Raw genomic sequence first — 20,184 nt, 5'->3', positions numbered from 1 at the left:
GGATAAACCACTTGATAGAAATCGATTCCTCCTTATTAAGCAAGGCTCATCTGGACAGTCTTATAAGTCAAATAATTGCTCAAAAAGCAGCCTATGATGGGGCAGATAAGCGAGGTATTGATGAAAAAAAACAGCAGCTACTGCAACAAATTCAACAGGGACTCTCCGTAATTGTGTATGATGCTAAAGACCATTTTTATGATGTGATTTCTGCCGAAGAGTTTCAAAAAAGCTGCCCTTGAAACAAACGATACGCATTTCCTGCTTCCCTATAAAAGCAAAAAATAAAATTAAGTCACAAAAACTAATGAGCTACTGGCATGTTGCAGCAATGATATGGCTAGATTGTATCAAAATTGTTATCATATCGCTTTCAACTTAATTCAAACAAAAGGCTGTTAGTGACTTCGAATATAAAAAAAGAAGCCATTTGGGCTGAAGTTAAAAAACGTTACCGCTTATCGAATGAAATCATCCAGATGGCGAAAAAGCTTGGGCTAAACCCTAAAAAATTGGGTAGCATGGCCAATCACCATCAACAACCTTGGAAACAACCTCTACCTGAGTTTATTAAGTCCCTTTACCAACAGCGCTTTGGCGAACACGCTGAAATTGACCAATGAAACCTACTTTTTTGTAAATTAAAGGACATTCAACTGTGCATTACCAAGCCCCCATGTTACCTGATGTAGATTATATGAAGATTCTGGACGATGGAGAGTTTGATCCCTTCTTTTCACTCGTCGACATTGAATACGATACATTCAAAAGCTGTTGTAATTTTTTAGAAGAAGTTAAATCTGTTCTGTTGGAAGAACAATTAATCCAAGTTCCTGAATTGCTTGTTGCACATCTTTGTGCTTATCTTGGCACTGTAATTACATTACATACAGTCCATGATGCCGAAGAGGTAGAACCATTAGTCATTAATCTAATCACTCATCAAGCCCATGCGTCCTACCAGCATTTTAATGTGTACCCCATTAACAGTTCTGCCAAAAGTCATGAGCAAAAAATACAAAATCTTGGACATCTGCGCCAAAGCACCCCAGGAAGTATTCTCAATCAAACCATGCGCCTTGGACGGTTTATGATGGATGTCTTAGAGGAACTAAAAAACAACCAACCCATAGACCGCTTTCTTAAACCAAAACAAACTGAATTGTTCTGTAATCAAGAATCACTCATTAAAATCGCCCTGTATCTGGGAAGCAAGCAATGTGCTGCATGGAGAGAAACACTAGATGGATTATCCGATAACTACGTCATGAACCAGCTTGCTATTCAAATAGGCTGGTTAATTGGTTATTTTTCTCATCTTGATAATAAAGAACCTGATAAAACCCAGTACCTTGATTATGGCCTCCCCTTGATTCGCTTATATCGAGAGCATGTCTATAAAATGATGCATGCTTATGTCGATGCACAAAACAGAGAAAGCCAAAGAAAGCACGAGGAAGCAGAAGCGCTTCTTTCTGAAATACGCGATACCTCAGAAAAAGTACGTACCCAAGCATTCCCTGCAATCACCGAGTTCCAAAAACAAATGGCTATTGCAAAGGCAGGAATTGAAAAAGCGTTAATCGAACTGATGAATCAGGGCTGTGCGATTAAAATCCTACTGATGAGTCTCTTTTATTTCTGGTTTACACTGGAAGCACCCCTTCATGCTCAAAATCTAGAGGATATCAATGAAGAGGATCCCTTTTTACACATGGGAAATATCATTGATCTGGTGAAAAAAATAGTGAGCACATTACCTGAGCCCGAATTAAATCCTGAAATTCGAATTTTAAATCAAAAAATGCAACAGTTAAAAAAATATATGCCCAATCCAGAATCACTGGACAGAGTTCCCCAAGAGAAGGTTGAAAACGAAGCGGCGAATGTCAATACAACCATCCATACCGTCACTAGCGAATACCTCAAACAAGATTTCCATCCTGAAGCAGTTGCTAATGCTTTATTTAGCCATTGGCTTCGCTTGTCCGTTTTCTTTGGTGTACCTGAAAGTCATTGGCAAAAAATGGATTATTATTTTAAAGAAATCATGGGAGAAACAAGACGCTACTTGTCCAGAACATTTTCAGAGCATTGAGAACAGTATGACTTATAGATATTGGAGTAAAACGATATGAATTTTGATGAAATAAGTCCTCAACAACAAGAAAAAAGCAGCCAATGGGATCATCCAAGACCTCTTTTACCTGCCTTGGAACTAGAAACGCCATACCCAACTGATGCGCTACCGCCTATGTTGAGAAATGCAGTAACCTCCTATCAACACTATGGCCAACAACCTATGGCTCTGGTTGCTTGCAGCGCTTTAGCCAACCTGTCATTAGCCTGCCAAGCGCTTGCAAATGTTGCCAGAGATCGTTACCTGGTAAGCCCTGTTTCACTCTATTTTTTAGTTGTTGCTCAATCGGGTGAGCGAAAAAGCGCTGCCGATAGCGTTTTTTCAAAGCCAACACGGTCTTGGGAGGCAAAGATCAGGAAAATCCGTGAACCTGATGTACAAGCAGCTTTAACACTCCATCAAACATGGCAAATGGAACGCGATGGGCTTTTGAATCAAATCAAACGCGGCATGATGTCCGGTGAAGACACCACTTTTTATAAAGATCTCTTAGCTCGGTTAATTCGTGCCGAACCGGATATCCCTTTATTACCTACATTATATTTTGAAGATGCTACCCAAGAAGCACTGGCCATCCATCTAGCACGTGGCTGGCCAAGTGGGTCTTTATGGTCTGATGAAGCAGGAATTGTATTGGGCAGTCATAGCATGCAATCAAATCCAGCTCGTTTTGTTGCTTTACTTAATCGCCTGTGGGATGGAAAGAGTTTCTCAGCGCATCGAAAAACCACGGACAGCTTTATCCTGAAAAACAGACGACTCACCTTAAACCTGATGATGCAGCCACTATTGCTACAGACCATGACGAATCAGTATCAGAATATTGCTCGCCAAAGCGGTTTTTTACCACGCTGCCTTCTTGCTTACCCAAAAAGTGCCATGGGTATCCGATTTTATCAGGAACCTCCTGAGTCAAAGGCGTACCTGAATGAGTATGAAGCACGGATTGTTGATTGCCTGAATCAATCACAACACTTAAGCAGAAAAGGATGTCACAAGCTCCCTACCCTTTTTATGAACAGTGAAGCAAAGCGCGCTTGGGTACAGTTTTTTAATGCAGTTGAATCAGGATTAAACTACCAGGGGCAGTGGGCAGGACTTCAGGATTTTGCCAGCAAAGCTGCTGAGAACGCAGCGCGTCTTGCTGCCCTTTTTCATTTGTTCGAAGGGAAAATGGGCGACATTGGTTTAGAATCAATGGAGCAAGCAATCGCTGTGATTCATTGGCACATGAAAGAAACGAGACGCCTGTTTGATGCAGGCAATGAAACCAATGAGCTTTCAGATGCGCAAACACTCTTTGAATGGCTTAAGGATAAAGGGGTTCGTAAAACAACAGCCCGCGACATTCAGCGCCTAAGTCCATTACGAGATATAGAGCGGCGTGATAATGCCATCGCCATCTTAATTGAGCATCAAATCGCACAATTAACTAGAGAAGGAAATAAAATGACCTTGGAATTAAATCCCCTTTGCTTTCATGATTGAAATCCGATTACAATTAAATTTGCGACACCGCGACACTTGCGACACATGTATTAGGGTTGATTAAATTTTAATTGGAGTTACTTAGATATGACAGAGGATTTATTTGTTGCTGCATGGAAAAAAGGCATTCAAAAAGTAGGTGCTGAATTTTTTAATATAAAGGCATCCTCCCTTGATGCAGCACAGAAAAAATGGCAACTAGAACCTAACTATGCCTTTATTCAAAGCGCTATGGGCGGATATAGCCACGGCAAACAAGTGTTATTGGCCATGATGTACTCTTTTTTTAATCCAGAAGCGGGTCAAAAACTACTTGAGAAAACCCAGACTCCCAATTTTGTACAAGCCCTGTCTATCCTTAATAAAGAAGGACGAAATATTATTGCCCAACTATGGCTGCATCATGCAGGATGGTAAAAATCCATCTGAAATTTGGCCTGACATAACTTATCTTAATAAATTGCGACACATGCGACAGATTGGGGAAGAAAAATCAAATTACGCATATTTTTTGTACTATTCCTCTCAAATTAAAAAGCGCTACCCATTGACAAGGACTTCTGGCACCAGAAGCCCTTGTCAATGGAATATATTTTCCTTCATTTCAAATGCTAAACAACGATTTCATAGTACACTATTTAAACAATTCGGAATGTGATCCAGTTCTCATCAATCGTAGCAAATTAATCTCCTCCTCTACTTTATAAATGAGTAACCAATCTGGGTTGATATGACACTCCTTGTAACCTTTCCAATCTCCAACCAAAGAATGATCGTTGTTTTTTTCAGGTAATGATTTGCCAGCACACAATAAATTAACTATTTCCTCCAATAAACTTAAATTTTTTCCCTGTTTAATAATTTTTTTAAGATCTTTCTTAAACTGTGTAGAACGACGTATATCAAGCATCCTCATTATCCAAATCATCAATCATTGCCTGAAAGGATGAAAATCTTTTCCCTCCACCACTTTCTAATTCATCCATCGCCATTTGTGTTTCACGATTTGGAATTTTTAATTCAAAAGGCATCCCTTTGCACATCACTATTTGAGCATACAGTGCATTTATTGCTTGCGAAGCGGTAATCCCTATTTTTTTAAGAATTATATCTCCTTGTGCTTTAAGATCGGGTTCAATTCTCGCCTGAACCGTTGTTGCTTTAGTCATAATACACCTCATAATAAACTCATATATTATATTGTAGTTGTATTGTAATACAAAAGCAAAGCCATTAAGATATCATTAGAGCTTATCGGTGTAATAATTTCCAACGGCCATTTTCATAAGCCATATTCACTATTAGTTTATTATCAGAAGTCAACTTCACCAATATCAAGAAATAAAAATTCATTGAATTGATACAGCTCCATAATTCATTTGCACATCGGTTTAAAAGACGTTAATTTAGTAGTCAGTTCAGCGTCTTTTTTTGTTTATGCAGACAAGTAGTACGAGTTAATGATTGTGAGCCGCTACAGTTATTTGTCAAAAGGTATTGAAGGTTCCCATTATGTATCGTACGATACACTCCCATGAACATACATCCAACTACACCAACAGAAGAGCTGTATTCTGCATTACAAGTCGCTTACAATCATTTTAATAACAGCTTATTTGATGCAAAACTGCCACCCATATTGTTTACCTTTCAAAGGCAACAGGGCATGATGGGTTATTTTGCGCCAAACCGATGGGCATCTTCCCAAGGAAAAAATTGTCATGAGATTGCGATTAATCCTTTGTATGTCGGCAGAGCAAAGCTGATTGAACTCATGCAAACACTCGTTCATGAAATGACACATTGCTGGCAACACTGTTATGGGACACCAGGAAGAATGTCGTACCATAACAAAGAATGGTCAGAAAAAATGATTTCTGTAGGCTTAATGCCAACATCAACCGGAAAGCCTGGTGGAAAAATAGTCGGGCAGCGTATGGGGGATTACCCTATCTCGAATGGATCGTTTGTTTTAGAATGTGTGACTTTGCTCAATACGAAAAATTTTAATTTGCCTTGGGTTGACCGGTTTTCAATACGCGATTGGAACACTGGAAACGAAGGCATAAGCGAATCCTGTGAAAACACAGTTCTTACTGATGCATTAACCGGCATAGACAGCAACATCGCCGATCAGTTAATCAGCAATTTAAGCCATCTGTTTGACAATGACTTGTTTGAATCCCCTTCTCATCAAAGCAGCAAGAAGACAAAATTAAAATATACCTGTTTTGAGTGCGGCATCAATGTATGGGGTAAAGCAGGTTTGTCTCTGCGATGCGACGATTGCAATAACCCCATGCAAGGAGGTTAAAATGTATCGTACGATACAGTAAACTAAGGTATATTCCGTGATGATTTTAGCACTAAACTTGAATCTAAATTGTCTCAAAACGAAGCAGTTCAGGACAATCAATTAATTTCTCTTTCATTGTTCTTGGTAATTTTTTTATATAACGCTCCACCTTCATTGCTCTACCCTTCCCCTCTTTTATTTCCCATGATTGAGCGATTTTTATTGGCTTAAAACTTCGTGTGTATTTACAACCACTGGTACCCTCTACATGAGATGCATAACGTTTTTCAAGATTATTGGTATAACCGGTATAATAAGTATTGTTCTCACAAAGTAACATATAAACCCAATAAGTTTTGCTACTTGCCATTAAACCCCCTTATGCAAAGAGCTCTTCTATAGTTTCTTGCATCTCTTCTTGACTGGGTTTGGCATAACGAAATATTTCTTTAATCGAAACGTTACCACTTAACTCTTGAGCAAAATGCACGCCATGTTTGTCCGTCACTTTCTTCAAGAAAGTATGCCTGAGCTTATGCGGAGTAAATTCAAATCGTTCATTCGGAGGTAACAGCGCTGACACTTGCTTTAAAACACGCTGACAAATGCGAAAGATGTTTCGGGTATTGATACGATTCCCTACCTTATTGATAAACAAAGGCTCATCCGGCTCTGGAGTGCGACTGCTCAAGTAGTTATCCAAATGCTCTCTGGCCTCAAGAGGCAAAGGAATTTTATTCGTCACTCGCTTGCTTTTATGGCGAACAACTGAATGCAAACCCTTTGAATGATACTGATGTACATTTAAAGAAACCAATTCCGATTCACGTAACCCAGTTCCTAGAAGTACATAGAATACCGCCGTTTCCAAGAGCGCATTTTGATTTTTACGAGTACATATTTTAGTACGCTGCTCGCATGCGGCTTTTAAGCGCATGAGTTGTTTCGAATTTAAGCCATTCCATTCCGGTGCATCGGTTTGTAAATCTTTAACTCCAGATAAAGGATCTCCAGCCATCAGTGGCCTTTGTTGGTTAAGCCATCGGCCAGCATGTCGAACAGTGGCCATGGTTCTGTTAATAGTAGTTGCTTTGTATACTTTGCCTGTTTTTTCGGAAATAGTATTACCTAAGGATCGTTGAAAATGCTTGCTGACTGCAGGAGTCCAATTGTCTACCAAATCGTGCCCCACCTCCCTTTGAAAGAAATTTAAAAACTTCGTTAAATCTTTTTGTTTCGCAGATTCCGTTTTTTCAGGCGCTCCCTTGACATGAACCTGAAAATAAAAGGACAACCAAGCGGATAAAGAATTGGTGTCAAAATGAACATCCAAGGGATGAAAAATCTTATCTACCCCAAACTTTCGATTTTTATCATTTTGCGCATCCAATAAATTCAAGGCATTCTCCATGAGTGTTTTTCTCATTTTACTCTATTTAGGGTAGATAAGGTACGTTATCTATCTCAAACCATATCAAATTATTTTCTTCATTAAATTCTTATAACGTGGCCTTTTTGTGCTACAATTAAACCATCATGATTTTTCGAGATAAAAATGAAAACAGCAACTGTAAGAGCGCGAGTAGAGCCAGAATTAAAGCTGGAAGTAGAATCCGTATTAAATGAATTGGGTTTATCAGTATCAGAAGCTATTGAAATTTACTTACGTCAAATTAAATTAGTACATGGGATCCCTTTTGATATCCGCATCCCAAATAAAACAACCCAAGAAACATTTGAGCATACTGATCGCGGTGAGAATCTTAATTATTATAAGAATGCCAAAGATATGTTTGATAAGTTGGAAGGCTAATGCTTAAACCCATAACTACAAATCAGTTTGAACGGGATATTAAACTTATAAAAAAACGCGGCAAAGAACTTAATAAGGTTTTTAAGATCATGCAATTACTTTTAAACCAAGAAAAATTACCACCAAAAAATCGAGATCATGCATTAACAGGTAATTATGCTAATCGCCGTGAATGCCATGTAGAACCTGATTGGCTTTTAATTTACAAACTAGAATCTGATGCGATTATTTTTGAAAGGACAGGAACGCACTCTGATCTGTTTAAATAAAATTAATTGTCCTTTCTGATGAGCCCCTAAAACTTACTCGGTTTTAAAAAACCACTCCAACAACCAACTTAAGGTGATCTAGCCATTCTACTCAACCATGCCCCATATACCCAAAACATCAGGAATTAGGTCTTATCAAAAGCAAATTTTAATGAATGCTGTAAAAATACTGATTTATTCTGAATTGCTTCAGAAAATCTTATTGATAGCAGCATACAGTAGAGACCTGAACGAAATTTACCATCTTTATTAAGTATTCTTTTTTCACGTTCAGTCAAAAAATTAACAGGCGCATCTTTTTTTATATAGCCGTCATTTTTCTTGAAATAATTAACTGCTTGAATTAAATCACTGTCCGAATGTTCTTCATCTAGCTCTAATATTTTTAATACTTCAAACAAAGAATCCTCTTTTGCCTGCTTATATTGTTTTTCAAGTCCCTCACAATAAATAGCATATTCAATATCATCATACTGTTGATTATTACCGCTATGTAAATTATTTTGTTCAGTTGTCATGGAACCTCTTTCGAATAAAAATAGGCTGCTAATTGTAGCAGCCTATGCCTTCCCCTACCGGGCGAACTTCAAAACGAGGATAGTAGCATAAAAGCCCGAGACAGAGAGATATAAAAAGATGGGTTCCGTCGAAAATAGAAAATCCAGGTTATACTATAGTCCAATAAATTAACCTAAAATGAACTTTAAACAGCCCAATTCATCACTTGAATTCAATCATAGCCTCTACAACCCCCATAGCCATATAAAAAATAGACTATTATTTTAATAAATATACAAATATAAGATTTTAAAATGGCAACTAATAATATAAGAAATCAATTAACGGATCTGATTGTAGATAGATTAAATGAAACTAAGGAGCATTTGAAACAACAGTTTTTTCTTGATCATCCTATAAAAGTTGCCCGTTACTTTACCCTAGACGACCTTCTTCCAACTGAAATTGCTGAAAAAATATATACCGATTTTCCTAACCCAAGCCAAATGCATCTATTAAGTATTCCTGGAAAATTAAAGTTAAAATACAGCCACTTAAAAGATGTATCCAGTTTATTGCAAGATATTAATTTTGCAATTCAAGATCCCCGAGTTGTCGCTTTGATTGAAGAAATAACCGAGATTAAAAATCAAATTCCTGATCCATCAGAATATGCTGGTGGCATTAGTACATTACTCAAGGGATATCGCCTTAATCCTCATTTGGATAACTCGCATGATGTAGATAGAAAACATTATCGAACGGTAAATGTACTTTATTATGTGTCCCCCAATTGGCAGCTCGAAAATGGTGGAAATTATGAACTATGGGATAAAGAAATTAAAAATCGCATTATTGTCCCCAGTCTTTTTAACCGATTGCTCGTGATGGAAACAAATCGAACCTCTTGGCATGCTGTGAATCCAGTTTTATGTAACGCACCTCGATGTTGTGTGTTTAATTACTTTTTTTCTAAGCAATCTCCTGAAGGTGAAGAATATTTTTTCAATGGGAATTCATTTAGCGCTCGACCTGAACAAAAAATTCGTCGTGCAATTGAACGTGTTAAAAAAACACTCATAAGAAGATGATGATTTATCAATGCAACTGGGTACGCATTAGGAATGCATTGAACGAAGTTGAGAAAAGGATCAGATAAATGTTATTTGCTTTAGTTGTTCTCTTCGGTGTTGTTATGGTTCTTTTTTCAGAGGAGTTTAGCAAATCCTTCAAAAATCTATGGGCAATAAAAGGAGCTAGATTACTTCTACCACTGTTTGCTGCTTCTTGGTTTATCTATACTTTTGATTTTTTGTTTGTGGGGGTACTTTTTTATTCGCATCAATTTTTGCACGATATACTGGCCTTTTTGATAGGGATTATGCCTTTCCAACAAGGTGCAGAATCCGCAGCATTAGTCATCTTATTAACGTTCTTTTCTGTTGTTCCTGTACTGATTATTGATTTTTTTACGCGAAAGAAAAACTATAAGGGTTATCAATACCCTTATATAACAAGTACACTAATTTGGATATTTTGCGTTGCTCTATTAATAATCATCTAATTGTCTCCACTCTGCTATTTTTAAAAAGGAAGTGAATATAAGAGCTCGCTAGCTGATTTTAATCCATTGTAATTGAGTCATCGCCACTTCTTTGATCTAAACCATTTAATACATAGTCCCAAATTTTACTTGGCACATTAATTCGCTCCCCATCAGAAGGATCAAGATGCAAGTCGATATAGGGAAAGCTATTGTTTTCAATAATTCCAAATTGTTGTTTATGCCATGGAAGAGAAACATCCTGACAAATAAAATCAAGACCTGTAAGGGGTATATTGAGAATTTTATGTACTTTTTCCAATAGCAATTTGTTCTCTGGATGGATTAAATCGATAACATTACTAATTTTTGCACCACTACCCATAGTCACTTTTTTTGAAATAAAGATTTGTTGTCCTTTGTTTAGTACTGTGTTTTGTGTAACTCCCTGAGCCTCTAGGATTTTCTTCAAGTAACTATTGAGAATAATTTTGTGTGCATTACTACCAACAGCAGCAGCTTTATTCTTTTTATCGATTAATTCTGCAAAAGTACTGATACCATCACCAATAACGCTCCCAGGTTGTCGCATCACACAAGCAATTAATGAATCATTAATAATTAATGAGCGATAAACATTCCCAGGAATGTGTTGTTCAACCAATACGCGAAAATCAACTTGCTTTACTATTTTAATGGCCTCTTTCAATTCTTTCGGCGTTTGAATAGTACAAAATGCATGGATACTTAGGGATTCGGATATTGGCTTCACAGCAAGAGGAAACCCTAATTCAATGCCATATTGATACGCGCTTTTACTGGAAATAAAAACCCTTCCTACAGGACAGGGAATTTTTTGGTTCAATAATTTCTTTTTGAGGATCCATTTATTATCGTATTTGGTATCATCATCAAAGCAGGTATTTTTTTGATAAAGAAGAGAAATAGGGGTTTGTGTAAAATAATATTTTTTGTTATTAAATACCAACATAAAATACAACGTATGTAATTGAGACTCCTTAAAATTATACAGTTCTAATCCCCTTCGTTGCGCTTCATCCCATAGTGCAAGCACGCTATTATTAAATTGGTTCCTATCAATGATATTGGTTTTGGTAAATAGTTTTAGTTTTTGAAAAATATGAATCGACACCCTATTTAATAGGTTATCGAATCGTAAAAAATCCTGCTCTGACAGGAGAAACGTTTTAGATAAAAAATAGATCAATGGATTGAATATAAAATAATCGAATAAACTAAAAAATTTCCTTCTAACATGACAGCGTTTTTCAGGATAGCAATGCTCACAGATTTTATCATCCATCACCGTATACTCCCTTATAGGTATGGTGTTATCTCAAAATGTAATAACGCTTTTATTTAAATCCGTCTGCTCGACCTTTTACTCTTAATAATATGTTCTTCGTACCCCCAAAGCTACCCCAATATGCTAAGCAATTAGTTTAAAAAGACTTACCTATGAGAAACCCTGATTTAAATCCACAATAATTATCCTGTTGATTTTTTTCCTTTCTCTTTTCTGGTGTCAAAAATCCTAAAGTTAATGTTTTTGCTTTGGGTAAAGAGGAAGTGAGCCGTTCTGATTCTTCACTCATAGCAGTTCTTTTTTCTAATTCTTTGGGTGTATCTGGTTTTTCTTCAATCTTAGGCGAAGTTTTCTTTAAACAATTGGAGTTTACCCCATGAAAATTAGTTATTCCTTGTAGCTCATCAAAATTCCGTGCAAATCCATAGGTTTGAAAAAAGTAATTAAATACGTTATCTATCTCTACTTTTGGAGAGATGATTGAATCTGCTAGAATATGACCATTATGCGAGTTGGCAAAATAAACTACAGCCGACTTGTCTTCTAAATTCATAGCCACCCACGCTCTGTATTCATTCATATCACCGGAATGATAGGCTCTCTTTGCACTATGGATACGTCCTGTTACAGAGGTAATCAATTTTAATTCACTCCCTTGGGCTAATTTATAGGACTCGGTGCATTTTTCTTTTAGCCTATTAAAATCATCCTGATTACTCTGTGTCAATTCGATTTTCTGAACCGTTCGACTGGTTTGATCTGCATAAAAAAGCGTATCATTAAATAGAATGACCGCATTTCTCTCCTCCAATAAGCCTTCGATGCAATCAAAGGGGGATTGGCTTGGATCGGTTGTCACTTTAAGAAGACCGCACCCACATTGCTTATCGATTTGTAATCCAAAACCTAAACCCCATGCCACATGGTTTTTATCCTGTTCTAATCCATTGACATCCATTGGCCAGTTGCCAGGTAAATAATCATTGTTCATGGAAACCATGGGTTGAAATGCATACTGTAGCTCTTCATCATTCATCCAAGCTACTATAAATTTGGCATAATCACTTGGCGTTGTATAGAGGCTATTTGCCGCTTGCGGAGGCCTGCTTTTATCGGTGTGAAAACTACTGTGCTTCATGTTTAACGCTTTTTCCCCAAAGATGTGTTCTTGGGCAAGTGTTTCAAGATTAGAGTCAGTTAATGCTTCGATGACTTCTTGCAAGTAAGCAATTCCTGGACCCGAATAGGCATATTTTGTGCCAGGGGCAAACTGAAATTCAATGAGTCCTTTGCTCTCATCATGCGTAATAGGTAGCCCTGTCGTGTGGGATAATACCATCTCTGCGGTCAAAAGCTTGGCCTTATCCTCATCTTCTTTACGGAATTTTTTTAGTATCTCTGGAAAAACTTGATAAAGAGGGGTTTTTAAATCAAATTGGGCGTTAAATTGTCCTAGTCCAGGTTGGGCTTTATTCGCATTATTTGCTGCGATTAATTTTAGTACCAAATAGGCAAATACAGGTTTACTAAGCGATGCGGCTCCAAAAACTGTTTCAGGAGTTACTTCCATGGAAGGGCTTGAGTGAAGATGGTCTGTAATCGAGGTAATCTCACTTAATTGATCATCAGACAAGATATCTATTTGTTCGTCTTTGGCAAAACTTTGACGTACTTCTTCGAGCTGATATTCATCCAGTTCAAGCTTATGAAGTTTATCCTTCGATTTGTTATAATAAAGCAAGCCTTCTTCGGTAAGGATGTAATACGATTTATAGAATTTGCTTTGCTCTTCTTTAATTTTAGCCACGGGCATCTTCAATAACCCGCATTGGGTTGAGCTGACAGTGCCTTTAACAAATGGCGTAGAAATAATTCCTTCATGATTTACCGTGGCAACTGATATTCCTGGAATACCGGCTTTTTTCATCACCTCTTCCAATTTCATTTTTGATGTAGGAATAGTTGCTTTTTGTTTCTTCTCTATAATGGGCTGAAATGCAAGATCGAGAAAATGATAGGCAACGTGCCCTCGTTCTGGGTCAAATTCAAGGCGAAAATTGAGATTGTTTTCTGGTGAAAACAGATTCTTACCCACAGGAATAAGCTTATAACTTTGTCCAAATGATTGAAGTTTGAGTGACTCTCCTTCAAGGGTTAGTTCATGAGGCCCATACTTGCCCGTATATTCCTGTAATTTTTCTTTTCCTACCGCAATTGGGTGATCCAAATCGTTTAACCACGCGAGGTGTTTTTCAATTTGCTTCTCAGATTCTAAATCTTGCACCAGTGCTTGATTGAATTTGATTATGGCGGTTTTATAATCACCTTTTAATTCTGCTTTTACTCCCTCCTGTTGCTCTTTCCAACCTGGCTTATCATAACACTCGATGTGTTGGGTCAGTTCAACAGTATATTTAGGTTCCAATTCAATGGCCTTGAGCAATTGGATTTTTGCAGTGACATAATCGCCTCGTGACTCAGCCAGTAAGCCTTCATGTCGTTCTTTATAACCCGGTTTATCATAGTGCGTGTAATCATATTTGCCACAAAGGTAATCGAGGCCTTTTGTTAAACCAACATGAGGAGTGACTAGTTCTTTGACAAGAGATAACCCATTTTGGCTATTCGCAAAATAACAAATCGCTGAACCATTTTCAGGGTTGATTGCAACAAATGCCTTCGCCCCTGATGTGTCTCCCCAATGGAATGCAAAGGTTCCTTCCTCTGTTTTTTCTAAACCCCATCCTAATCCCCAAAATACGGATTGTAACACTTCTTGGGAGATCTCTTTCTTTCTTGCTGTTTCATCTTTTTCTGTTGAGACGAGCTCTTTCATTGCTGTCTTTCTCAGCGTTTGCTCTTTGAGTAGTGCCATTACAAATTGTGCATAATCATATGCTGTAGTTTGTAACGACCCAGCGGCAGTTACTTCATCTCTATACGGTTGAGGCTGCATGAGTTCATTATGACGGGAGGCAAATTGTGTTCCTGGCTCAAAACGAGCATGTTCAAAGTGACTGTTTTTCATTCCAAGCGGTGTGAATACATATTCTTGCGCAAGCGTTTCAAGGCTTTTACCCATTTTTGCTTCAATGACTTTCTGTAAATAGTGATACCCTTCGCCAGAATAATGATATTGGTCACCGGGTTTGAATTGAAACTCAAGTTGATTATTACCAGGCTCCCAATTAGGCAATCCAGTTTGATGCGACAAAATCATTTGAGGCGTTAAAGACACTACTTTTTCTTTGTCCTCACGCTTAAATCGTCCATATTCTATTTCAGGCAAGGATTGAGTCAGGAAGTCTGGCGGCAGTTGGTCTTTTTCTATCAGTTTTAATACCAAATAAGCAAACAAGGGTTTACTCAAGGAACACGCCTCAAATACAGTAGACTCATCAACACAATCTCCTGAGTCCATATCAGAAATACCAAATGCACCGTTCCAAGAAAGTGTTCCATCAGAAATAGTGGCAATGGATACTCCAGGAATGTAGGCATTTTTCATCAAGTCATGCAACATCACTTTTTTTCCTGAATCAACGGTTGTTAAAGAGGGTTGCTCCTTTGTTCCACCTGTTTTTTCATGAGCAGTTTCTAATTGGGGGTTTGGTAAAGATTGTTTAAACAATAAGGTTTGCTCACCATGGATAGAACGAATTTCTACGAGATCTCTTTTGAAACTTATTTTAAACGACGGATCCTCTTCAGGCAGAAATTCAGTTTCTGATATTCGCACAAGTTTCGTTTCACTATTAGAACGCCTACAGATTAAACTTCCTTCTCTTAGATAGATCTCTACTTCATTGTTATAATTTCCTACAAAAGGCTCCATTGGAGAGGTAAATACTGTTTTTTCTGAAGAGGAATTTTGATGAACTGCATTCGACCATTCCAAACGTCTTAACTCAATGGCCTTTTCAAAATAACCTCTCGCCTCTTTAAGTCTTCCCTCATCTTCACAAATCTTACCTGCAATGGTTTCTTGCCATCCGGCCTCATCACTTTGACTAAAACTCATATAGTTAAAGAGCTCTTGCATGTCGCCAATAGGATGTAAATCAGGAGAATTCAAAATTTGAGTGGCAATACTCATCCCATTTTCTGAATTTGTAAAAAATACCGCACCCTTTTTTTCTGTAACATTGAGTGCAATAAACGATCGTGTATTAGGGTTTGCACCCCATTGATAAGCGATGACTGCATCTTTATTTTTATAAATATGCCAACCTAACCCACATGTATTCGCAATACTGTATGTACTGCTTGGCTCAAAAGCTTGTTTTATTATTGGATCATCCATACTGTCCAACCAAGCACTCATCAATTTTGAAAAATCATTGGCCGTTGTAAGAAGTGATGCAGCAGAATGAAGTGGTGGCTCTATGTCTAATATGGGAGTCGGTTTTTCTAGTTGAGTATGAACCACTACAATATTTTTGTCGTCTTCTGGTTGTGGCTTGAACGTAGAGCGATTCATTTTTAAGGGGTCAAACACATACTTCTTAGCCAGCTCCTCTAAATTTTTACCCGTTTTTGTCTCGATGACTGTTTGTAAAAAAAGAAACGCTTCACCTGAATACGAATATCCACTACCTAGATCTGATTTAGGATCAAACGTTAGTGGTGAAGATAAATTTGGAGTCCAATTGGGCAAACCCGTAGTGTGTGACAATACATGTCGAGCGGTTAAATTTTTAGCCTTTTCAGGATATTCACCATTGACCTTGAATCGCTCATATTCCTGACCTTGTTGCTGCAGAATAGAAAGTAATGGCTCATCCAAATCAATTTGCTTCTCTTTGACCAGCTGTAACACCAAATAAGTAAATACAATTTTACTCAGTGAAGAGGCTGGAAATCTCGTATTACCCTCTACGGTATTTTCAGTACCTGTGGATTGAACATTTTTTTTGCCAAGAGCAAGAGAAGTTTTTACCAATCCGTGTTGGTGTTGTTCATTGGATTCAACATATGCATAACTTACAGCGGGAGTATGCGCAGAATCGATTATTTTTTGGAGTTGCCCTTTATTAAGGGCAACAGTTGTGAGTTCTTGGTGAAGCATTATTTTTTTATCATGCATGTTTTTTCGGTCTATAATGGCCTTTTTTGAGTCTTTTACTCGTTTTGCATCCTCTTCATTTTCAGGCAAGATAACGGGCAATTGACTCACCGTATCCAGATAATTTTTAAGTGCTGTTGGTGGCTGGCCATGTTTAATGTACTCATCAGCGATGAGAGAGTATGTCCAAAAATCTCTGAGATTAAAACTAAGCTCACCCCGATGTTCTTGGAGAATTTTATCTATTTTTTCAAAATCACCATGCCTTGCATAGGCAAGCATTCGCTCTCCTACTGATAATTCTTGAGCGATTCTAACTAAATCGGTTGAATCGATTGTGACATCATGAATAACAGGCTCTAAACCAAGCTTCATGGCACATACATTGACCGCCCTAATGTTTGCCGGTGAAAAATAAGCATGAGTAAAATTAACAAAACCAGTCAAATTGACTTCTTTTCCAGAATGTAATGCATCAAATAACTCCTGCGTGTATTTTCCAGTATCATGCTTTATCGCACTGCCTATTTTAAACTGCCAATCACCCTGTTCGTCTTTAAAAAACAGTATGTTTTCAAATCCCATAGCATCCAGGATAATATTAGTCCTTTGATAAAAATCACGATAATGATTTAAAAATTCAATCATGACTTCACAGAGCTTGGGATCGCTATCCAAATGGTGCAAAATAGCGCCGATTCGCTCATCAATGAGCGCATAATCATTAAGCTCAAAATCTATTCCAGAGCCTTCTTTATGAATAAGTGCTTTATGTGCCTTATCAAACAACTCCTGGTTGTGCTCCATTAAATAAATATCAAGTTCTGCAGGTTCTATTTTAAAATCAAATTTAACTCTAGATTTGAAACATTTTTCGTATGGAACGATTGATAAAGCTGCTTCTTGAAGCTCCTTTCCTGGAAGTTGCACCTGATGAGTGATATGTTGTTCCCGAATGCATCGTTTTTTCCCTTCTTTGTCAAAGCACTCATATAAAACCGCATATTTTTTCTCTAACTCTTCAAGTTCCATAGGGTTAGGATTTTGTTTCATTAATTTAATAACAAAAGGCGCATCTGGAAATCGATAAAGTATGTGAGTCCCACCTTCAGCGATACGCTCCGCTTTAGTTAAATCAATTGCACCCGATTCAGTCTTTGGTACTGAGTAAACGAGATCTTGCTGTGCCGATTCACCAGACGTTTTGTTCACGGATAAAATTTGAGCGATTTCTGTATTGGATGTAGACATAATAAAAAAAACAAAAATAGGAGTATTGCGCACATTTTAAACTAAAAAAATTGCGCTCACTTTGGGTGATCATTTTTTTACGGTTTTTTTACAGCTTAAATGCTTTTTTATGATGGATTACTATGACGCCCAGGCTCATCAACTAAGATGGGCATTAAACTGACGCCTTACCCAGCAACGAGTCATTTGTCTTGTGCCAGAAAACAAATTAACTCCTTATTATTTACATCAATAATGCGAGATAAAGCCACAAAAATTAAATTTGACCCACACAAAAGGATGGATTTCTGTACATACTCTACGCGTCACGATCCATATAGTGTATTATTAATCATCTCAATGGTACCTATAATATTGACCGCTAGAATCCCACCAAATACATGAATTAAACCCTTTCCAGTAGCTCCGGGTTGGCTACCCGAACCTGCGGCGCGCGCAATCAATACCCACCCTCTTACAAAAGCAATGAGGCCGATGACTTGAATAATAATAGTCAATGGCCTTCCAACGACACTTCCACTACCAAATAATGTATCAAGAGTCGAATTACCGCTGTTTACCGGTGCATATTGAAGAACATTTTGATAACCAAATGAAGATTGCATGAACATCGAAAAGGTCGTTGGAAAATAAATCAGCATTGTACCCACTAACAAATAAGTTATTGGTTCTTTAGCATTAGTATTACTCGACATCATTGTTCGTTGTTCGCCATATTGCTTTAAACAATAGACTCCCTTAAATAAAAAGGCGCAACCAATAAGATACGCTGCTCCTGTAATCAAGCGCTCTACAGGAAGCAAGTTATTTGCAATATTATTTAATATATTGACCTGACTTGATATCCAGCATGCTACTGTCCCGCCCGTACATGTATCAGCCATATAAAACCTCGACTATGTTCTTAGCTAATCACTCGTACTGGGCACGTTAATACCCATCACCCCTTCACCGAATGAATTAATTTCACCCCATACCTTGCAATTTTTGTTTTTTCTCTTACAGTTAAGTTTAGGACATTTGTGCCAATTTGTTTTGCGCAACCGAAAATCATTACTTAACGCTAATTTTGCATTAAATTAATTCACTATATGTAAAAAATAACACTTTTTTACATATTTTTTGCAGATAATTTAATATTTGTGTATAATTGTCATAATGTTTATAAATTTAAATTTGGTATCCTTCATGAAAAAAGACAATGAAAAAGAGAAAGAAAAACATCAGCCCGTCCCTGAACCAACCACAGCAGGTGGAGCAAAAGAACAAACCTCTTCAGCCGCACTTACATTAGAACTATTAAAAAAAGAAAAAGAAAAACTTAAAGAGGTAGAAAAAAAAGAAGCTGCTGCTGAAGGAGCAAAAGTACGCTGTCGAACTTGTTTTAAAGAAATAGCCCCTACCCGTCGTTGTTTCGGACATGGTGGAGGAGGCGGTGGAGGTGATGGCGGCTCTGGTAAAACCTCCGAGGAAAAGGCAAGTTCCGGTGAAGATAAATCGCTAACCAAATCAGGAAAGGTAGTTGAGTCTACAGATGAATTAATGGGCGAGTTTGCTTCAATGGGTGAGGGTGAAGGACTTGATTTAGAATCTAGTTTTGACCCGGAAATAATTGAACAATTAATCGCTGACGGGAAATTGCTGGTTGATAGTGATCGCGAATCATTGACCCTTACGATTAAACTGCTTTGTGAGCCTAATGAATTAACTGAAGAACAAAGAGAAGAATTAAAAAAATTCATGGAAGCGATTATAAAAGAATTCAATGAATTTAAAAAAGAGAACAATCTTTCCGATGATTGTTTACAACTCATTCAAGATGAGGAAGGAAACATACGTTCTCTTCGTATTACCATGCCCACCTTAGCCTTATACGATGCATTTATCCAACGGCTCGCAAATAATTTAGTGCCCATACCCACTCCGAAAGCACAAGAAAAGGATGAGGTCACAAAAGAGCAAAATTTTACTCCAAATCCACTTTCGATGGAACCCAAACCTTCTTATAAAGATAAACCTTCTAAACAAGAAGAAATTGAGTCAAATAAGAATATAGAACCTAAAAAGACAGAGGAAGAGGAGGAGGAACAAGTAATCTTTAACCCATCTCCTTTCAATACGAAACCTTGGTAAAAAAATGGATGCGAATGCAAAGTAAGACAATTCTTATTCGCATCCATTGACAATTTTAATTATTGTTTTAAATAACCCAAAAATAACCTAACTAATGCTTCATATCTAATCTGATGAGAGCATTTCCAATGTATTGTGTCATGATCTAAATCCACAGAAATTATTTCTGTAAAACTGTATTTAAGCATGCAAGTGATCTATTCAAAATATATTCGTAGTTTTAGTTCAGAATAAATTCAAATACTCATCAATAAATTATCGATGTAACAATTTCAGGACTTACGAAAAACGCCTGAATTAGGTGAATAGATCAAGCAAATACAAGAAATTTCTCAAATAGAAGAAGGAGAAAAGATCATTT

The 20,184-nt window shown here is 37.4% G+C and carries 19 protein-coding genes; 11 read left to right on the top strand and 8 right to left on the bottom strand.

What is annotated here, in order from left to right:
• Positions 1–11 precede the first annotated feature (11 nt).
• The 5 genes from Lsan_RS00170 to Lsan_RS00150 all read left to right on the top strand — a co-directional run bounded on the left by Lsan_RS00170 (position 12) and on the right by Lsan_RS00150 (position 4,045).
• Entirely contained in the window at positions 12–242 is a 231-nt protein-coding gene (locus tag Lsan_RS00170; protein ID WP_058512524.1) for a YheU family protein, read from the top strand.
• 159 nt (positions 243–401) lie between these two features.
• Positions 402–623: a hypothetical protein gene (locus tag Lsan_RS00165; RefSeq protein WP_202814617.1), complete on the top strand. Its 222-nt coding sequence runs from the start codon at positions 402–404 to the stop codon at positions 621–623.
• A 35-nt stretch (positions 624–658) separates the two neighbouring features.
• Entirely contained in the window at positions 659–2,098 is a 1,440-nt protein-coding gene (locus tag Lsan_RS00160) for a hypothetical protein (RefSeq protein ID WP_058512523.1), read from the top strand.
• Between the two features lie 36 nt (positions 2,099–2,134).
• Positions 2,135–3,628 (top strand): YfjI family protein, encoded by a 1,494-nt coding sequence (locus tag Lsan_RS00155; RefSeq protein WP_058512522.1) that lies wholly within the window; start codon positions 2,135–2,137, stop codon positions 3,626–3,628.
• A gap of 87 nt (positions 3,629–3,715) precedes the next feature.
• Complete coding sequence (locus tag Lsan_RS00150) at positions 3,716–4,045, top strand: hypothetical protein (protein WP_058512521.1); 330 nt, start codon at positions 3,716–3,718, stop codon at positions 4,043–4,045.
• A 217-nt stretch (positions 4,046–4,262) separates the two neighbouring features.
• Here the strand turns inward: Lsan_RS00150 and Lsan_RS00140 are convergent, their stop codons facing one another.
• Positions 4,263–4,538, bottom strand: a complete 276-nt coding sequence (locus Lsan_RS00140) for a type II toxin-antitoxin system YafQ family toxin (RefSeq protein ID WP_133134315.1) — start codon at positions 4,536–4,538, stop codon at positions 4,263–4,265.
• Positions 4,531–4,797 (bottom strand): type II toxin-antitoxin system RelB/DinJ family antitoxin, encoded by a 267-nt coding sequence (locus tag Lsan_RS00135; protein ID WP_058512518.1) that lies wholly within the window; start codon positions 4,795–4,797, stop codon positions 4,531–4,533. The genes Lsan_RS00140 and Lsan_RS00135 overlap by 8 nt, the downstream gene beginning before the upstream one ends.
• Before the next feature lie 365 nt (positions 4,798–5,162).
• Between Lsan_RS00135 and Lsan_RS00130 the strand changes: the two genes are divergently transcribed.
• Positions 5,163–5,942, top strand: a complete 780-nt coding sequence (locus Lsan_RS00130; protein ID WP_058512517.1) for a SprT-like domain-containing protein — start codon at positions 5,163–5,165, stop codon at positions 5,940–5,942.
• Positions 5,943–6,006: 64 nt separating this feature from the next.
• Here Lsan_RS00130 and Lsan_RS00125 read toward each other — a convergent pair whose 3' ends face one another.
• Both Lsan_RS00125 and Lsan_RS00120 read right to left on the bottom strand, forming a co-directional pair.
• The gene (locus Lsan_RS00125) at positions 6,007–6,294 is read right to left on the bottom strand and encodes a GIY-YIG nuclease family protein (protein ID WP_058512516.1); all 288 of its coding nucleotides are present in this window, start codon (positions 6,292–6,294) and stop codon (positions 6,007–6,009) included.
• Between the two features lie 9 nt (positions 6,295–6,303).
• Positions 6,304–7,350 carry a tyrosine-type recombinase/integrase gene (locus tag Lsan_RS00120; RefSeq protein WP_065236259.1) on the bottom strand — a complete coding sequence of 349 codons (1,047 nt, stop codon included), beginning with the start codon at positions 7,348–7,350 and terminating at the stop codon, positions 6,304–6,306.
• A 129-nt stretch (positions 7,351–7,479) separates the two neighbouring features.
• On the opposite strand from Lsan_RS00120, the gene Lsan_RS00115 reads away from it, so the two are divergent.
• Both Lsan_RS00115 and Lsan_RS00110 read left to right on the top strand, forming a co-directional pair.
• Positions 7,480–7,737, top strand: a complete 258-nt coding sequence (locus Lsan_RS00115; RefSeq protein ID WP_058512515.1) for a type II toxin-antitoxin system RelB/DinJ family antitoxin — start codon at positions 7,480–7,482, stop codon at positions 7,735–7,737.
• Positions 7,737–8,006 (top strand): type II toxin-antitoxin system RelE/ParE family toxin, encoded by a 270-nt coding sequence (locus Lsan_RS00110; protein WP_058512514.1) that lies wholly within the window; start codon positions 7,737–7,739, stop codon positions 8,004–8,006. The genes Lsan_RS00115 and Lsan_RS00110 overlap by 1 nt, the downstream gene beginning before the upstream one ends.
• A 125-nt stretch (positions 8,007–8,131) precedes the next feature.
• Here the strand turns inward: Lsan_RS00110 and Lsan_RS00105 are convergent, their stop codons facing one another.
• Positions 8,132–8,524 (bottom strand): hypothetical protein, encoded by a 393-nt coding sequence (locus tag Lsan_RS00105; RefSeq protein WP_058512513.1) that lies wholly within the window; start codon positions 8,522–8,524, stop codon positions 8,132–8,134.
• 294 nt (positions 8,525–8,818) lie between these two features.
• Between Lsan_RS00105 and Lsan_RS00100 the strand changes: the two genes are divergently transcribed.
• Both Lsan_RS00100 and Lsan_RS00095 read left to right on the top strand, forming a co-directional pair.
• Positions 8,819–9,595 (top strand): 2OG-Fe(II) oxygenase, encoded by a 777-nt coding sequence (locus Lsan_RS00100; protein WP_058512512.1) that lies wholly within the window; start codon positions 8,819–8,821, stop codon positions 9,593–9,595.
• 68 nt (positions 9,596–9,663) lie between these two features.
• Entirely contained in the window at positions 9,664–10,068 is a 405-nt protein-coding gene (locus Lsan_RS00095) for a hypothetical protein (protein ID WP_058512511.1), read from the top strand.
• A 58-nt stretch (positions 10,069–10,126) separates the two neighbouring features.
• Here Lsan_RS00095 and Lsan_RS00090 read toward each other — a convergent pair whose 3' ends face one another.
• The 3 genes from Lsan_RS00090 to Lsan_RS00080 form a co-directional block, all read right to left on the bottom strand.
• Positions 10,127–11,371, bottom strand: a complete 1,245-nt coding sequence (locus Lsan_RS00090) for a hypothetical protein (protein ID WP_058512510.1) — start codon at positions 11,369–11,371, stop codon at positions 10,127–10,129.
• Between the two features lie 139 nt (positions 11,372–11,510).
• Positions 11,511–17,690 (bottom strand): serine hydrolase domain-containing protein, encoded by a 6,180-nt coding sequence (locus tag Lsan_RS00085; protein ID WP_058512542.1) that lies wholly within the window; start codon positions 17,688–17,690, stop codon positions 11,511–11,513.
• A 305-nt stretch (positions 17,691–17,995) separates the two neighbouring features.
• Positions 17,996–18,574 carry a hypothetical protein gene (locus Lsan_RS00080; protein WP_058512509.1) on the bottom strand — a complete coding sequence of 193 codons (579 nt, stop codon included), beginning with the start codon at positions 18,572–18,574 and terminating at the stop codon, positions 17,996–17,998.
• Between the two features lie 304 nt (positions 18,575–18,878).
• Between Lsan_RS00080 and Lsan_RS00075 the strand changes: the two genes are divergently transcribed.
• On the top strand, positions 18,879–19,823 hold the full coding sequence (locus tag Lsan_RS00075; RefSeq protein ID WP_058512508.1) for a hypothetical protein: 945 nt from the start codon (positions 18,879–18,881) through the stop codon (positions 19,821–19,823).
• Positions 19,824–20,184: the final 361 nt, after the last annotated feature.

It is taken from the genome of Legionella santicrucis (assembly GCF_001468135.1).
Classification (GTDB): domain Bacteria; phylum Pseudomonadota; class Gammaproteobacteria; order Legionellales; family Legionellaceae; genus Legionella; species Legionella santicrucis.
Note: the sequence above shows the minus strand (reverse complement) of the source record. Positions and strands in the feature narration are given on the sequence as shown.

Coding starts and splice junctions, on each gene's coding strand:
- Lsan_RS00080 (WP_058512509.1), bottom strand. CDS start 18,574: ATGGCTGATACATGTACGGGCGGGACAGTAGCATGCTGGATATCAAGT.
- Lsan_RS00120 (WP_065236259.1), bottom strand. CDS start 7,350: ATGAGAAAAACACTCATGGAGAATGCCTTGAATTTATTGGATGCGCAA.
- Lsan_RS00095 (WP_058512511.1), top strand. CDS start 9,664: ATGTTATTTGCTTTAGTTGTTCTCTTCGGTGTTGTTATGGTTCTTTTT.
- Lsan_RS00090 (WP_058512510.1), bottom strand. CDS start 11,371: ATGGATGATAAAATCTGTGAGCATTGCTATCCTGAAAAACGCTGTCAT.
- Lsan_RS00110 (WP_058512514.1), top strand. CDS start 7,737: ATGCTTAAACCCATAACTACAAATCAGTTTGAACGGGATATTAAACTT.
- Lsan_RS00085 (WP_058512542.1), bottom strand. CDS start 17,690: ATGTCTACATCCAATACAGAAATCGCTCAAATTTTATCCGTGAACAAA.
- Lsan_RS00100 (WP_058512512.1), top strand. CDS start 8,819: ATGGCAACTAATAATATAAGAAATCAATTAACGGATCTGATTGTAGAT.
- Lsan_RS00130 (WP_058512517.1), top strand. CDS start 5,163: ATGAACATACATCCAACTACACCAACAGAAGAGCTGTATTCTGCATTA.
- Lsan_RS00135 (WP_058512518.1), bottom strand. CDS start 4,797: ATGACTAAAGCAACAACGGTTCAGGCGAGAATTGAACCCGATCTTAAA.
- Lsan_RS00105 (WP_058512513.1), bottom strand. CDS start 8,524: ATGACAACTGAACAAAATAATTTACATAGCGGTAATAATCAACAGTAT.
- Lsan_RS00155 (WP_058512522.1), top strand. CDS start 2,135: ATGAATTTTGATGAAATAAGTCCTCAACAACAAGAAAAAAGCAGCCAA.
- Lsan_RS00115 (WP_058512515.1), top strand. CDS start 7,480: ATGAAAACAGCAACTGTAAGAGCGCGAGTAGAGCCAGAATTAAAGCTG.
- Lsan_RS00125 (WP_058512516.1), bottom strand. CDS start 6,294: ATGGCAAGTAGCAAAACTTATTGGGTTTATATGTTACTTTGTGAGAAC.
- Lsan_RS00150 (WP_058512521.1), top strand. CDS start 3,716: ATGACAGAGGATTTATTTGTTGCTGCATGGAAAAAAGGCATTCAAAAA.
- Lsan_RS00075 (WP_058512508.1), top strand. CDS start 18,879: ATGAAAAAAGACAATGAAAAAGAGAAAGAAAAACATCAGCCCGTCCCT.
- Lsan_RS00140 (WP_133134315.1), bottom strand. CDS start 4,538: ATGCTTGATATACGTCGTTCTACACAGTTTAAGAAAGATCTTAAAAAA.